At 47.5% G+C, this 14,506-nt stretch carries 11 protein-coding genes and 2 pseudogenes; 2 read left to right on the top strand and 11 right to left on the bottom strand.

The window, feature by feature from the left end; all coding sequences use genetic code 11:
• Positions 1-305 precede the first annotated feature (305 nt).
• The 11 genes from L5M10_RS03160 to L5M10_RS03110 all read right to left on the bottom strand — a co-directional run bounded on the left by L5M10_RS03160 (position 306) and on the right by L5M10_RS03110 (position 12,607).
• Positions 306-1,493: an aromatic amino acid transport family protein gene (locus L5M10_RS03160; protein ID WP_263162708.1), complete on the bottom strand. Its 1,188-nt coding sequence runs from the start codon at positions 1,491-1,493 to the stop codon at positions 306-308.
• 517 nt (positions 1,494-2,010) lie between these two features.
• Complete coding sequence (hisIE, locus tag L5M10_RS03155) at positions 2,011-2,667, bottom strand: bifunctional phosphoribosyl-AMP cyclohydrolase/phosphoribosyl-ATP diphosphatase HisIE (protein ID WP_263162705.1); 657 nt, start codon at positions 2,665-2,667, stop codon at positions 2,011-2,013.
• An 89-nt stretch (positions 2,668-2,756) separates the two neighbouring features.
• On the bottom strand, positions 2,757-3,530 hold the full coding sequence (gene hisF / locus L5M10_RS03150) for an imidazole glycerol phosphate synthase subunit HisF (RefSeq protein WP_006081894.1): 774 nt from the start codon (positions 3,528-3,530) through the stop codon (positions 2,757-2,759).
• Positions 3,512-4,249: a 1-(5-phosphoribosyl)-5-[(5-phosphoribosylamino)methylideneamino]imidazole-4-carboxamide isomerase gene (hisA, locus tag L5M10_RS03145; protein ID WP_263254826.1), complete on the bottom strand. Its 738-nt coding sequence runs from the start codon at positions 4,247-4,249 to the stop codon at positions 3,512-3,514. The genes hisF and hisA overlap by 19 nt, the downstream gene beginning before the upstream one ends.
• Positions 4,250-4,315: 66 nt before the next feature.
• Positions 4,316-5,068: an imidazole glycerol phosphate synthase subunit HisH gene (hisH, locus tag L5M10_RS03140; protein ID WP_263254825.1), complete on the bottom strand. Its 753-nt coding sequence runs from the start codon at positions 5,066-5,068 to the stop codon at positions 4,316-4,318.
• Positions 5,069-5,099: 31 nt separating this feature from the next.
• Positions 5,100-6,191: a bifunctional histidinol-phosphatase/imidazoleglycerol-phosphate dehydratase HisB gene (gene hisB / locus L5M10_RS03135; protein WP_263254824.1), complete on the bottom strand. Its 1,092-nt coding sequence runs from the start codon at positions 6,189-6,191 to the stop codon at positions 5,100-5,102.
• A 101-nt stretch (positions 6,192-6,292) separates the two neighbouring features.
• On the bottom strand, positions 6,293-7,495 hold the full coding sequence (gene hisC, locus L5M10_RS03130) for a histidinol-phosphate transaminase (protein WP_263254853.1): 1,203 nt from the start codon (positions 7,493-7,495) through the stop codon (positions 6,293-6,295).
• 60 nt (positions 7,496-7,555) lie between these two features.
• Positions 7,556-8,878: a histidinol dehydrogenase gene (hisD, locus tag L5M10_RS03125; RefSeq protein WP_263162696.1), complete on the bottom strand. Its 1,323-nt coding sequence runs from the start codon at positions 8,876-8,878 to the stop codon at positions 7,556-7,558.
• A gap of 3 nt (positions 8,879-8,881) precedes the next feature.
• Positions 8,882-9,781 (bottom strand): ATP phosphoribosyltransferase, encoded by a 900-nt coding sequence (gene hisG, locus L5M10_RS03120; RefSeq protein ID WP_041408375.1) that lies wholly within the window; start codon positions 9,779-9,781, stop codon positions 8,882-8,884.
• Positions 9,782-10,716: 935 nt separating this feature from the next.
• Positions 10,717-11,730, bottom strand: a complete 1,014-nt coding sequence (locus tag L5M10_RS03115) for an IS110-like element ISShes7 family transposase (RefSeq protein ID WP_263254823.1) — start codon at positions 11,728-11,730, stop codon at positions 10,717-10,719.
• A gap of 376 nt (positions 11,731-12,106) precedes the next feature.
• Positions 12,107-12,607, bottom strand: a complete 501-nt coding sequence (locus tag L5M10_RS03110; RefSeq protein ID WP_158683085.1) for a GNAT family N-acetyltransferase — start codon at positions 12,605-12,607, stop codon at positions 12,107-12,109.
• 445 nt (positions 12,608-13,052) lie between these two features.
• Between L5M10_RS03110 and L5M10_RS03105 the strand changes: the two are divergent.
• Both L5M10_RS03105 and L5M10_RS03100 read left to right on the top strand, forming a co-directional pair.
• Positions 13,053-14,264: pseudogene (locus L5M10_RS03105) on the top strand (ATP-dependent DNA helicase); the annotation flags it as partial.
• A 103-nt stretch (positions 14,265-14,367) separates the two neighbouring features.
• A pseudogene (locus tag L5M10_RS03100) lies at positions 14,368-14,506 on the top strand (IS4 family transposase); the annotation flags it as partial.

The following is a 14,506-nucleotide window of genomic DNA, read 5'->3' as shown; positions in this document are numbered from 1 at the left end:
GGGTTTGATATTTATCCTTTATTGACTGAGCCCTGATCAAACTCGTGCCTTAGAAGTGCACAAATACACGAATGTGTATATTTCATCGGCACTTTTACTTCGGAGCGGCTACATCGGAGCTCTTATATCACGCACGAGCACCTGAGGCAGTTTAACACTCAAGGGCTTAGCTGACTAATGTGAAAGGATCATTGAATAGACAAGAGCCTGATGTCAATAGTTGAGGTTTTACAGGCTCTTGTACTTAATCTTTTATTCGAGCTAGCTAACTTTTAGTTAACTTACTCTTGGTGAGTGAATTGCGGCTAGCTAAATATCTGGGCGGCGATCACCACAATTCCGCAAAGTGTGGCGAGCATTAAGGCTAACTTGCCGCCCGCGACCCGATAACCCATCGGCATATTGGCAGCGTCTCGCATCTGGCGTTGTGTCCACACCATGGCCACAGGTAAAAAGATGGCGAGGATCACCAGCGCAATCGCCGCGTAACCCAGCGCTGTGATAAAACCTTGAGGGTAGAAGAGGGCAAAACCTAAGGGCGGTAAAAAGGTGATAGCCGCGGTTAAGCTGCGACCTGTTGTATTATCTTCTTGCCTTAAGCTTGAGGCCATAAAATCGAACAAACCTAAACTCACCCCTAAAAACGAAGTCGCAAGGGCGAGGTCGGCAAATAGACTAATAGCGCTACTTAAGTATTCACTGTGCAGCACACTTGCCAGTTGATTGATAAAGCTTGATAAACTCTGGTTTTCGAGCAATTGATTTTGGTTCAATACGCCTTGACTGCCCAGTTGCCACAAAAGGTAAATAACTAATGGCAAAGCCGAGCCAAACAACATGATCCTTCGCAGGGCTTTGACTTCAACGCCCAAGTAGCGCACCACTGAGGGAATCGAACCGTGAAAACCAAAGGAGGTAAAAATCACCGGAATAGCCGTGATAATTAGGCCTTGGTTGAGCGGGAGTTCGAGCAAATGTGGGCTTTCAACCTGCGGCAGTAACAATGCCAACATAAGCAATAATGCCAATAGCTTAAGGGCAAATAAACCGCGATTGATGAGATCCACACAGTGGGTTCCCATGCCCACAATGGCGCCAACCAGCAGGGTGAATAGGATTGCACCCGCCTGCGGTGGCAAATTTAGTCCTAGCCAAGTGCTCAGTTTTTGGTTCACTTGCTCGCCGCCGCCAGCAATGTAGGCGGCGCAGAGGGCGTACAGTAAAAACATCAAGGCGCTATTGGCGATCAACTGGCCCTTACGACCCAATAAGTGTTGCGCTAAGTGATTAAGGCTGGCATCGCTGGGGGCGAATTGGTGGATCTCCACCATTAGCAGTGCCGTGTAGGCCATCAGCGCCCATAGGATGAGCATAATGGCGGATGACGTGCCAAAACCGAGTCCCGCCGAAGCGATAGGCAAAGCCAACATGCCCGCGCCGATTGTGGTGCCGGCGATAAGCAGTAAACTGCCGAAAATTTTATTCTGTGTCATAACATGATCTCAAAAGCGTGTTACAAGAAAAAGAGATAAAGACTTGATCCTAAAGCAACTGCCTTAAAGGATTTTGATGCGATTCAAGCACAAAATGATTTAAGCAAATGAGACAGTGGCGCTCAGCGGATCCGAAAGGATATGGCCACAATGGAAGGTCAGGCGAGGGAGCCTATCTATGCCATTGCGGCTACAGATAGGGAGTATAAAATGCTGTGAAACACATAAAACTTGCCTTAGCGTGTGTTGAGTAAAAACGGATAAGTGTTTTGATGCTTTGCCTTAATAACCTAACGGCAACGGAGGTTACCATAGGGAACTGAAGTGTACTTGTCAACCATTACAAAAGTATTTTGATTATTTTTTGTCACAGGATTAAGGCGCAAGATATTCATTGATCACATTGCGGCAATGGCACTTGAGGGAATCGCGCGATAAAAAATGCCGCAGACTTGGCTTAAGTGTGCGACATTTTTAGATGTCAGTGACTTGTGTGAAATCAGAATCAGTAAGCAGATTATGCTTTGCTCTGCAGCGCCTTTTCATGTCTTGCCAGCAAGTTTGCTGTGATGTCACTGAAGCTTAAATGTTGATCTTCAAGCAATACCAGCAAGTGATAGATAAGATCTGAGGCTTCGTTAACCAGCTCTTCCTTATCGTGGGTCGCGGCGGCAAGGGCGGTTTCAAGACCTTCTTCCCCGACCTTTTGGGCGATACGTTTTGTGCCGCGCGCAAACAAAGAGGCCGTGTAACTGGAATCGGCACTTTGTCCTTTACGCGAGGTGATAAGGCTGGCGAGGTTGTTCAAGAAAGGGTGCGCATTGTCATCTAACCAGCAACTTTCGGTGCCTTTGTGGCAGGTTGGGCCGTTGGGGATCACTTGCACTAACAGGCTGTCGTTGTCGCAGTCCTTATCGATAGCGACCAACCTTAGCGTATTCCCCGAGGTTTCCCCCTTGGTCCACAAGCGCTGTTTTGAGCGGCTGAAAAAGGTGACATCACCTGTACTCAAGGTTTTTTCCAGCGCGGCCTTATCCATATAACCGAGCATCAATACCTTGCCCGATAAATGATTTTGGATAACGGCAGGAATGAGCCCATCCTGTTTGTTCCAATCCAGCTCATTAACTTGAACAGGGCTAAAATCCGACTTAGTGTTTGTTTGCGTTGACATAGTATTCACTCTTAATCTGTTTGTAGAACCTAGAACCTAGAACCTAGAACCTAGAACCTAGAACCTAGAACCTAGAACCTAGAACCGCTCTAGCGTCTAATCGCGATACCTTCGGCCGCTAAATAGGCTTTTAATTCACCTATGTTGATAATCGCCTTGTGGAATACGCTCGCTGCCAGCGCCGCATCAACCTTAGCTTCAATAAATACATCGCGAAAATGCGCCATAGTCCCAGCACCGCCAGAGGCAATTAACGGCACGTCGCAGATGGCACGAACAAGACTTAACTGCTTGATATCATAGCCGCCGCGCACGCCATCTTGGTTCATCACATTGAGCACGATTTCACCACAACCTCGTTTCTGTACTTCTTCAACCCAGTCTTGGGTGAACCACTGCGTATCCTTAGTTGCCGCTTCATCGCCGGTAAATTGCTTTACCTTATAGCTGTTGCTGGTGGCATCGAAAAAGGAGTCGATACCAATAACGATACATTGGCGGCCGAACTCGTCCTGCAGGCGTGAGATCAAACTCGGATCGGTTAAGGCGGGCGAGTTAATCGAAATCTTATCCGCACCAAAGGCTAATAATTCACGGGCTTGGCTAATGGTTTTAATGCCACCGGCCACGCAGAAGGGAATATCAATCTGCTCCGCCACGCGGCTCACCCACGATTTATCGACCACACGTTCGTGGGCGCTGGCGGTAATGTCATAAAACACTAGCTCATCGGCGCCTTCTTCGGCATAACGCGCGGCTAAGGGGACGATATCGCCGACAATTTCGTGGTTACGAAACTGCACGCCTTTCACTACTTTACCGTCTTTCACATCTAAACAGGGGACTAATCGTTTGGCCAGCATTGGATTGCCTCCACCACGTTAAACTGATTGATAAGCAAGGCTTTACCAATAATGATGCCCGCAGCGCCGCTGTCACGCACGGCGCTCACATCATCAAGAGTTGCAATACCGCCGGAGGCTTGCCAAGCGATGTCGGGGAAGCTAGCTGCAATTTCTTGATAAAGCGCGGTATTTGCGCCCGTTAGCGTCCCGTCACGGCTAATGTCAGTCACTAGCGCATGCTTTAAGCCGACCGCGCTAAAGGTTTCTACGAGGGATTCTAAACTCTTACCGCCACCACTTTGCCAACCGGATACGGCGACCATTTTCTCGCCGCTCTGGTTGATATTGACATCGAGTGCGAGGCAAATCGCTTCGCTGCCGTATTTGATAAACCATTGTTTAACTAACTCAGGTTCTTTCACCGCCAGTGAGCCAATCACCACACGTTTTACGCCGATATCTAATAATTCAGTGACTTGCTCTTCAGTACGAATGCCGCCGCCCACTTGAATATTGGCGTTAAGTCCCGCCACTAATTCACTGATAAGGCGAGTTTGGCGTTTCGCGGGATCTTTCGCACCCGTTAAATCAACGATATGCAACCACTTAGCGCCTTGTGCCTCGTAGGATTGCAGCTGCGCCAAAGGACTTAAATCAAAGGTGGTCTGCTGGCCATAATCGCCTTGATAAAGGCGGACGACATTGCCATCAATTAAATCAATCGCAGGAATAATCATAAGCTCACATCCTCGACTAATTTGTTTATAACTAATTTATTAATAACTAGTTTCTTAATGAGTAATTTATTCATTGGTCAGTCTTTCCTGCGCCAACTTGTCCATCAGCGCTTCATCCATCTGTAAAAAGTTACGCAGAATTTGCGCGCCCACGGTGGCACTTTTTTCGGGGTGGAACTGCACGCCCATAAAGTTGCCTTTGCCAATGGCGGCGCTAAAACCTTCACCATAGGAACATTCGGCTAAGGTAAATTCACTCAGCGGCGCGCGGTAACTGTGGACGAAATACACATAACTGCCATCTTCAATACCCGCAAACAGCGGATGAACGCTAGGGCTGTTGGCGCCTTGTGAGTTGGTCGTGAGCTTTAGTTGATTCCAGCCCATGTGCGGCAAAGGCAAGCCTTCAGCTTTGAGTAACTGCGTATCCAGCTCGCAAATGTCGGTCGGGATTATGCCTAAGCACTCGCAATCTTGACCTTTTCCGCCGCGCTCCTTAGAAATTGCCGCCAACATTTGCATGCCAAGGCACACACCCAGCACAGGTTGAGTCAGGCCTTGAATGAGTTCGACCAAGCCTTTTTCATGTAAGGACGCCATGGCGGCACCCGCCGTGCCCACACCCGGCAGTACCACACGTTTTGCCGCTTTGATTTTGGCTTTATCGTCTGTGACCAATACCTTAACGCCTAAACGCTCGAAGGCGAAACGTACTGAGTTTAAGTTGGCACAGCCCGTGTCTATGATGACGGTTTCAGCATCTGGTGATGCATTTGCTGTTAATTGCTGGCCAGCTGTTAATAGAGTGTCTTGTTGCATCCTAACCTCTTAAACCATTTATGCTGATGCCTTAAAGCACGCCTTTGCTCGATGGCAGAATATCGCCTTCAACTTTAACTGCTTGGCGTAGCGCGCGGCCGAGCACTTTAAACAGGGCTTCAACCTTGTGGTGATCGTTATCGCCTTCGGTTGACACATGCAGCGTACAGCGCAGGCCATCGGCAAAGGATCGGAAGAAGTGCGGCACCATTTCAGTGGCCATTTCGCCCACATGCTCACGCTCAAAATTGGCCGAGAATTTGATAAAAGGACGACCAGAGATATCCAGCAGACATTCGCCCTTGGCTTCGTCCATCGGCAGGCTAAAGCCGAAACGGGCAATGCCGCGTTTGTCACCGAGCGCTTGGCGCAGGGCATCCCCTATGGCCAGCGCAGTGTCTTCGATGCTGTGGTGATCGTCGATTTCCAGATCGCCATCGACTTTCACATCCATTCTAAAATTACCGTGGGTAGCAATTTGATCGAGCATGTGGTCGAAAAAGCCAATGCCTGTGTCGATGTTGCCTTTAACGGGGCTGTCGAGATCAACAGTCACACGAATGTCGGTTTCTTTGGTGGTACGTACGACCGTGGCTGTGCGGCCTTTATTGAGCAGCGCATCGGCGATGGCATTCCAGCCCAAAGTTTCGCGTTGATATTTCAGGCTTTTAATGCCCATGGCATTGCCGAGTTCCACATCGGTTTCGCGATCACCAATTACAGCTGATTGGGTGAAATTGATGCAGCCTTGGGTGAGGTAGTCTTTTACTAGCCCAAGCTTAGGTTTACGGCAGCTGCAATTTTCATCGTTAAAGTGTGGGCAAATCACCACATCTTCGAAGTTCACCCCTTGGCTTTTGAGGATTTGCATCATCATATTGTGGGGCGCATCGAAATCTTCCTGCGGGAAAGACGGTGTGCCAAGGCCGTCTTGATTGCTGACCATGACTAAACGAAATCCTGCCTTTTGCAGACGTAGCAAAGCTGGGATCACCTGTGGCTCGAACACTAATTTCGCTAGACTATCGACCTGTTTGTCGGTGATGGGCTCTTCAATCAAGGTGCCATCGCGGTCGATAAACAGAATTTTTTGTGCAACGTTCGGGACAAATTGTGGGTTCATGGCTCTACCTTTAAATTCAATTCGTTTAGCTAATGCTTAAGCTGATTTAACTTTCAGCGTTGCATTCGCTTTTTATTGGTTTTATTAGTTTTTATGTTCAGTTACTTATTATTCGTTTCTGGTGACTGCTCAGTGTGTTGCGATTCAAATAAATTCACTAACACATCGGTATCCGCCTTTGAACTAAAGCTAAAGCGGATAGCCTTGGCAAGCCTTGGGTCTTTGTAGGCGCGGGCGACAACGCCGCTGCCTTGCAGTAACGCCGCGACCTTGGCGACATCATCAAATTCAGCCAGCACATAATTGCCGTTAGGCTTAAGCACGCGGGCGCGCGAATCTGAACTATTCGATTTTGAACAATAAGCGCTGATCGCCGCGGTGAGCCTGGCGCCTTGCTCATTTAATTGTGCAACTTGCACTTTCATCCGCGCAACGCCAGCGCTTGATAGCGCTTGGGTGGCGATTTCACTCACGGGTAGCGGCACAGGATAGGGCGCAATTACGCGTATAATGATGTCGACTACGGCCTCATTTGCCAGCATAAAACCACAGCGTGCTCCGGCGAGAGCAAAGGCTTTTGACAGGGTGCGCAGTACCACCAGATTCGGATAGCTTTCCAGCAAATCCGCCACACTGTATTCGGGGCAAAACTCAATATAGGCCTCATCGATCACCACAAGCGCGTCGGGCAGGGCTTTGATTGCTTGCTCGATAATGGCTTTGTCGATCACAGTCCCGGTCGGATTATTGGGATTGCAGATAAACACCAGTTTTGCGCCGCGAACGTCCTCGGCATAGCTTGTCGGCAAGCCATATTCTGCACTGAGATTTAACGCTTTAACGCCCACATTAAAGGTGTTCGCACTGATGGCATACATGCCGTACGTCGGGCCAAAGCAGGCGATGCTGTCGACGCCTGGAATACAAAAGGCGCGAATTAACAGTTCAATCGCTTCATCGGCGCCGCGGCTGGCAACTATCTTGCTGGCGCTCACGCCGCTGTATTCGCTGTAGGCATTGATAAGCTGCGGCGGTTGGCATTCTGGGTAACGATTTAATTTCGATAAATCGAGCGCTGCGGTATCGACATTATTGAAGGGTGATTCGTTGGCATTGATCCAAATATCACCACGACCGCCCAGTCTGCGGGCACTCTGGTAGGGCGTTAAATCCAGTAACTCAGGGCGCGCTAAGCGCTCGGCTAACGTTAGCGGCGTCGATTGCGCTAACGTTGATGATGCTAGCTTTGATGCCGTTAATGCTGCGGGTTCTGCTGTCTTTTCCATGCTGCTCACTTGGTTCATTTTCTTCACTCAGCTCTATTTTTATAAACTTAAGTGCTAATCACTTAAGATCTAGGCGGGTCATTTCTCTAGGCTAGCTAGACGAATAGCGACGGCATTTTTGTGCGCATCGAGCAATTCGTTACTGGCTAACGTCATGACCGCTTGCCCCAATCCGATTAAGCCCTTAGCGCTGAGTTCCTGCACGGTAAAGCGGCGGCTAAAATCGGCTAATGACAGGCTCGACACGGCGCGGCTATAACCGTAGGTCGGCAGCACGTGGTTGGTGCCACTGGCATAATCACCAATAGATTCAGGTGTATAAGCGCCTAAAAATACCGAGCCCGCCGCGCGAATGTTTTTCAGTACCTCACGGGGAAAGCGCGTTTGAATGATCAAGTGCTCAGGCCCATATTGATTCGAAACCTGCGCGGCTTGCATCATATCGTCCACAACAAAAGTACGACTGCTCAGTAGTGCCGTTGTAGCTATATCACAACGCGGCAGCGCGGCGAGTTGTCTTGTCAGCGCGTCATTGACGCCATCGGCGATAGCTTGCGAATCTGTCACTAAAATCACTTGTGAATCTGGGCCGTGCTCCGCTTGCGAAAGCAAATCGGCGGCGATAAATTCGCAATTGGCGTCGCTATCGGCAATCACTAACACTTCAGAAGGACCGGCTGGCATATCGATACACACAGTGCAGCGACCATCCTGTGACACTAAGCGTTTAGCTTCTGTCACGTAGCGATTACCTGGGCCAAAAATCTTATCGACCGCGGGAATCGTTTCTGTGCCGAAGGCCAGTGCCGCAATGGCCTGCGCGCCGCCTACTTGATAAATTTCAGTGATCCCACAAGCATTGGCGGCATAGATAATGGCATCGTTGATGGGCGGTGGGCTGACTAATACTCTTTGTTCGCAGCCTGCGATCTTGGCGGGCAGGGCGAGCATCATCACGGTAGAAATTAATGGCGCACTACCACCAGGGATATATAAACCCACTTTTTCAATCGGTTCGCTACGTAGCTCGCAGCGTACTCCCGCCTCGGTTTCCATATCAATCGGGCGAAATTGCTGGGCGCTGTGAAATACGTCTATGTTCGCCATGGCTTTGGATATCGCAGCTTTCAGCTCTGGCGATACCCGTGCGCTTGCCGCAGTAATGTCGGTTTCACTCAGACGCAGCTCATCACTACCTTGTCCATTTACATCTATGGTCGCGCTATTGAAGCCATCAAACTTTTGATTAAATTCGGCAATGGCGGCATCACCCCGCGTTGCCACCGCATCGATAATGGCGCGAACGCTTTGCTCTAAGCCGCTGTCACCAATTAAAGGTGAGCGTTTCAGCGCCGTTTTTTGCTCGGCGGTTGATAAGGTTGACCAAGTTAGGATTTCCATACATTACCCCATCATTTTTTCGATTGGCATTACCAGAATCGAGCTGGCACCGAGTGCGGTCAACTGTTCCATGGTATCCCAGAACAAATCTTCGGTACTGACGGCGTGGATAGCAACGCGGTTAGTATCATCATTTAATGGCAATACGGTTGGGTTTTCCGCGCCGGGCAGTAGGGCGACGATTTGATCTAAGGTTTCGGTTGGCGCGTGTAGCAGTATGTATTTGCTCTCACGGGCGCGGATAACGCCGTTGACGCGGGACAGAATTTTGTCGATGAGTGCTTGTTTAGTCGGCGATTGAGTTTGGGTCGATTGAATGATGCAGGCCATAGAGCGGTAAATCACTTCGGTTTCGTATAAACCGTTGGCCTCTAAGGTGGCGCCCGTCGACACAAGATCACAAATCCCATCGGCAAGGCCGGCACGCGGGGCGACTTCAACCGAGCCTTTTAACATACAGTCGCGATAAGTTATGCCTTTTTGTTGCATAAAACGGCGCAGAAGGTTCGGATAAGAAGTGGCGATGCGTAATCCTTCTAACGAGGAGGCATCGGCGTAACTGAATTCTGTTGGTACGGCTAACGAAAGGCGACATGATCCGAAATCTAACTGACGCAGTTTGAGACAATCTGCGGGTTTGTTCAGAGTTTGACGCTCGATTTGTTCTTCTTCGAGCACGTTTTCACCTATGATCCCCATATCGACTACGCCGTCCATCACTAGACCTGGGATATCGTCATCACGAACGCGCAGTAAATCGATAGGCATATTGTCAGCATGAGCGATAAGGCGTTGTTCATTAATGGAAAATTTAACACCACAGCTTTTTAGCAGTTGCTGAGAGTCAGTAGAAAGACGGCCAGATTTTTGGATGGCGATGCGTAAACGGTTCGATTCAGTCATAGTGTTATCTCGCTCAAAAGTATCAAAATTAAAAGATTCAAAAAGTGTTGTTTAATCGGTTTAATACGCACTGCCATTCAATGGGCCCTAGCTAAGAAATCTAGCTAACGTATTGATAATTTATTAAATATCTAAAAGTTTTTTATTTAAATTAAAACCGAAATTAATGCCTAAATGCAAAAACCCCCGGAATTCCTTCCAGGGGTTTATGATCATCTTGAATCAGTCCGCCAGAAGGATATAGTCCTCCGGCAGTGAGCGTCCGAAGGCTACCGCATATGGTGGTGATGGTGGTGGATAGCGTTCAGTAGTGTGCTCATTTTACTCTCTCGGTATTTAACGTTATTGGCCCAACTGTTCGAAATAAAGTGCAGTCGAAATACAGTTAAGCCTTGAATGCGTTGTTACGGACGTCTATCCGTATAAGTGGATTTAAACTAACCGCTTTTATGAGCCTTTGCAACAGCCAATTTGAATTAAATGAGAATATTTATGCGTTTTTGTGAAAGGCGGAAGGTTATCGTTAAATAAAGTTATTGAGCATTTTTGTTGGGTGGATGTTGAAAGTAGATGGAAATGTGTTGGAAGTCGTGCAGGGGGAACTGTAACTTGAGTTGTGAGCATTTGCTGATATTCATTAATACAGGCTTGCCATGGTGTTCACTCACCGACTCGCAGCTAGTCCGTATATGGACACCTCGAATAGATCAACCACTTTTTGAGTAACAGAAAGTAATACTGCGTACGTATATCCGACCTGTTTGTGAGAATCTTTGTTCTCTGGCCTTAATGAGAACCGCGCCTTTGCTGCTTATCGTCCTTTCGGAGTCATATGCTCCTTGTACTCTCTCGGCATCTGCAAAGGCCGGTATTACCTGTTACTTCATTATCTGTAGTTGTGTTTTGAGGTGAGTTTAATACTCGATTTTTACATATTAACAAGGCCGATATTCGCTGCGATGAAACAGCATAGCCCAGATGATCCGTGCCAATTTGTTTGCAATTGCTACTGCCGCTTTCTGTTTACCTCGCCGCTCAATCACCTTTAAGGCCCATACGGAGATCCTGTCATTACTCTTACTTGCATAACGAATAATCGACCAAGCTCCCTGGATCAGTTGCCGCCGCAGATAGCTGTTACCTCGTTTGGTTATGCCGCCCAATTTTTGTTTTCCCCCACTGGAAAACTCTTTAGGAACCAGTCCTAAATTTGCAGAAAAATGCCGAGCACCATGATAGCCAGAGCCATCTCCGGCAAATGACACCGCGGCAGTGGCAATGATTTCTGCAACGCCTCTTATACCCATCAGTCGCTTGGCATCTGGGTGCGTTCTTGCCTGCAGTTTGATGTCTTTTTCCAGCGAACCTATTGCAACGTTGATCGCACGCAACTCTTCCATCAGCTCACGCATGTATTGGCGTGCAATCGTAGTGAGTTGATTACTGGCATCCTCAAGTAATTCCGGCAGCAAAAGATTCAATGGATTACGTCCTTTAGGGAGGGCTATTCCATATTCACTTAGTAAGCCTCTGATTTGATTGGTTAGTGCAGTGCGTATTCTGATCCGGCGCTCGCGAATTCTGTGGGTAATGATGATATCAACCTGCGCTAAGGTTCTCGGCTGGACGAAAATCAGGTTCGGTCTCTGCGCTGCCTCACAGATAGCGAAGGCATCATTGCGATCGTTCTTATTGCCTTTGACAAATGGCTTAACATGCTGAGGCGGGATCAGTTTGACGTCATGCCCGAGAGAAAGTAACTCTCTGCCCCAATAGCTAGAGCCACTGCAGGCTTCCATCGCAATAGTGGCATCAGGGTAAGTACGCAGAAAAGTCAGGAGCTGAGCACGTTTAATCGAACGGTTAAAAACACTCTTGCCTGCTTGATTAACTCCACATACTTGGAAGATATTTTTTGCGAGATCAATTCCTATTAGTGTAACTTTCATTTTGGACACCTTTTGTTGTTATTGAACGTGCAAATTCAATATGGCGTAAATGACGCCTACTTCACAAGAGGTGTCCATCTCATCATCCTTGGATGCTCGACCGCCCCGTCCATGGGGCGGACGGTCGTCTCGCTAATCACCATGGCCTACCTTTTTAGCATTAGCATAAACTGTAGGTTTTAAGGAGACACGCAGCACGCTTTTGGACAAAAGCGCGGAAGATCTATTACTCACAATCGTCTAGTTCACATTACGATAAGTATGGCGAAGGTCAAAAAACGTAGACATTGCTGAGGTCAATTCTAACTAGATGGCCAAATTAACCGTACCACTACAAACAATGGGTGGCTTAGAAAAACTTGAATAACATGGATTGTTAGATGTGTTCATTTATGATGAATGTATAAAACGGAGTAGTTTCATCCTCGATTAACTCACGTACTGAATTAAGCTGTAATCGTTTTGATACCGCTTTAAAAAAGCGCAAAGCCAGTTCATTTTCTTTGAACGTAGCGACCAGTATCGGTGTGCTAATCTGCTCAAATATTTGACGGACTACTTCGAGCGCAATCCAACCACCGCGATATTTAGGAAGAATAAAGAGGTCAGCCAGTTCCCAGATAAGCCTTTTTTCATCTTCAACCCATTCTAGTAGAACAAAGCCTATCAATACTTCATTTACCCAAATGAGGTAGGCTTTTGCCTCTTGTGAGTTAACATAGGATTCAAGATCTGAGGCTGTAGAGCCATCATATAACCCATCAATGCCTATATCTTCTTTACTCCAAGATGTTGAATCAAAATAATAAAGTTGGAGCAGACGTTGTAGCGTTGTGGTGTCACTTGTTTTTAAATTGATAAGACTAACGTTTGACATCATTCATCCTGATTACCTGCGTCTAAGTATTGATGCTTGGGCACTGAAACATCCTGTTATTGAGCGTATATAATGGTATAGAGTTTTGCTTTGCTGAGGTAGCTTATTTATTTCAAATGGTTAGTGGCAGGCTGAAATCGACAGCAGTTTGCGAACTGTTACAGCTAGCGCACATGCTTTGGCGGATGCTAGCAAATACCGACGTTTAAATTGGCGTTAATTACGCGGCTAACTTGTAGTCTTATCTCAAATCAGCATAATGCTTCGAGCTGTTAAGCTTAACGCTATTGTTTACAGCAGCGGCATGCGGCACTAACCAGTGCTTGTGGTTAATTAAAGTCATCACAATGCACTCGCTCAGCTGCCCTGCAGCAGCTTATAGCGTGGCCTTACTACATTGTTCTATAACGCTCTCTAATACCTTGATAAAGGATTGATTCTCCCTTTGACTCGCTCTCGCCAACCGACATCAAAGCATGTTTCCTCTAAAGAAACCGTCGCTAAGCCTTCTGCTTTAAAAGGCGCCGCTGCGGTGAGTCGACTCGCGTCCGAAGTGCAACGCGCATTTTTGCCCGATGGAGTATTGTCTAAACATATTCAAGGATTTAGTGCGCGAACAAGCCAGATGCAGATGGCACAGGAAGTGAGTAAGGCGATAGCGGCGAAGGGGAATGTAGTAATTGAGGCGGGTACGGGGGTAGGTAAAACCTTTGCGTATTTGATCCCCGCGATATTGAGCGGTAAGCAAGTCATCGTCAGTACGGGCAGTAAAAACTTGCAAGAGCAGTTGTTTTTTAAAGACTTACCCGCGCTGGTCGCCATGTTGGGGATTGAGCCTAAACTGGCTCTACTAAAGGGCCGCAATAATTATCTGTGCCAGTGGCGACTCGATAAGCAAATGAGCGAGGCGACACATATCGATGCGCGTTTGTTGGATGATTTGTTGAAAATCAATCAGTGGGCGAGCACCTGTAAAGATGGTGATATTGGCGGCTTAACCTCAGTGCCTGAGAATTCTTCGGCGCTGCCGCTTGTGGTCAGCACTAAGGAAAGCTGTATTGGTAAGCGCTGCGACTTTTACGATGTCTGCTTTACTCGCAAGGCGCGCAGCCGTGCCTTGGATGCCAAAATCATTGTGGTTAACCACCATTTATTTTTCGCCGATAGCGTACTGAAAGACACGGGCTTTGCCGAGTTATTACCCGATCCTGATGTGGTGATTTTCGATGAAGCGCATTTATTACCCGATATTTGCGTTAACTATTTTGGCCAGCAATGTTCGAGTCGTACTATCGATGATTTCATTCAAAAGCTACTCGCTATTTATCAGACTGAACTCAGTGATACTGGGCAACTCGCCCAATTTTGCCAGCGTTGCCTCGCTAAATTAAGTGATTGGCATAATCAGTTATATTCCTGCGGCGAATCCGATTGGCGTTTAGTGCTGGGCAATAAAGCGCTCGCGGCGGCGTCATGGGATTTATTAGCGGAATTAACCGCGCTGCAGAATTTATTAATGGCCCATATTGGGCGTAGTGAATTGTTAGATGATATCGCCATTAAGTTGGCTGAGCTGAATAATAAGCTCAGTGTGTTTTTTAACTGTGATAATAATTTGGCGGCCTACAGCATCGAATTTGGTAGTCGCTTTGTGCTGAAGAATCCCCTGATGATTTACAAATAAATCATCAAATTAGGGTGGAAGCGCATCTTGTTGCATGATCAAATGGTTTCGCTAAAAACTACACTTGGACAACAAGATGCGCGAAGCCAATATCCTACAACATTCTTTACACCAATACTGCCCAGAACTTCACCTAAAACGATTAAACAGCTTGATGCTGGCCTCTAAGGCACTGATTGAATGTAAGACACTGACCTTGACTGAGTTAGGTCGAA

The sequence above is a fragment of the Shewanella sp. SM32 genome, assembly GCF_025654235.1.
Lineage (GTDB): Bacteria > Pseudomonadota > Gammaproteobacteria > Enterobacterales > Shewanellaceae > Shewanella > Shewanella oncorhynchi.
This window is presented reverse-complemented; position numbering and strand designations above follow the sequence as displayed.

What these genes read in the sequence shown, in the direction of transcription:
- L5M10_RS03160 (WP_263162708.1), bottom strand. Translation starts at nt 1,493, where the DNA reads ATGACACAGAATAAAATTTTCGGCAGTTTACTGCTTATCGCCGGCACC.
- hisIE (WP_263162705.1), bottom strand. Translation starts at nt 2,667, where the DNA reads ATGTCAACGCAAACAAACACTAAGTCGGATTTTAGCCCTGTTCAAGTT.
- hisF (WP_006081894.1), bottom strand. Translation starts at nt 3,530, where the DNA reads ATGCTGGCCAAACGATTAGTCCCCTGTTTAGATGTGAAAGACGGTAAA.
- hisA (WP_263254826.1), bottom strand. Translation starts at nt 4,249, where the DNA reads ATGATTATTCCTGCGATTGATTTAATTGATGGCAATGTCGTCCGCCTT.
- hisH (WP_263254825.1), bottom strand. Translation starts at nt 5,068, where the DNA reads ATGCAACAAGACACTCTATTAACAGCTGGCCAGCAATTAACAGCAAAT.
- hisB (WP_263254824.1), bottom strand. Translation starts at nt 6,191, where the DNA reads ATGAACCCACAATTTGTCCCGAACGTTGCACAAAAAATTCTGTTTATC.
- hisC (WP_263254853.1), bottom strand. Translation starts at nt 7,495, where the DNA reads ATGAACCAAGTGAGCAGCATGGAAAAGACAGCAGAACCCGCAGCATTA.
- hisD (WP_263162696.1), bottom strand. Translation starts at nt 8,878, where the DNA reads ATGGAAATCCTAACTTGGTCAACCTTATCAACCGCCGAGCAAAAAACG.
- hisG (WP_041408375.1), bottom strand. Translation starts at nt 9,781, where the DNA reads ATGACTGAATCGAACCGTTTACGCATCGCCATCCAAAAATCTGGCCGT.
- L5M10_RS03115 (WP_263254823.1), bottom strand. Translation starts at nt 11,730, where the DNA reads ATGAAAGTTACACTAATAGGAATTGATCTCGCAAAAAATATCTTCCAA.
- L5M10_RS03110 (WP_158683085.1), bottom strand. Translation starts at nt 12,607, where the DNA reads ATGTCAAACGTTAGTCTTATCAATTTAAAAACAAGTGACACCACAACG.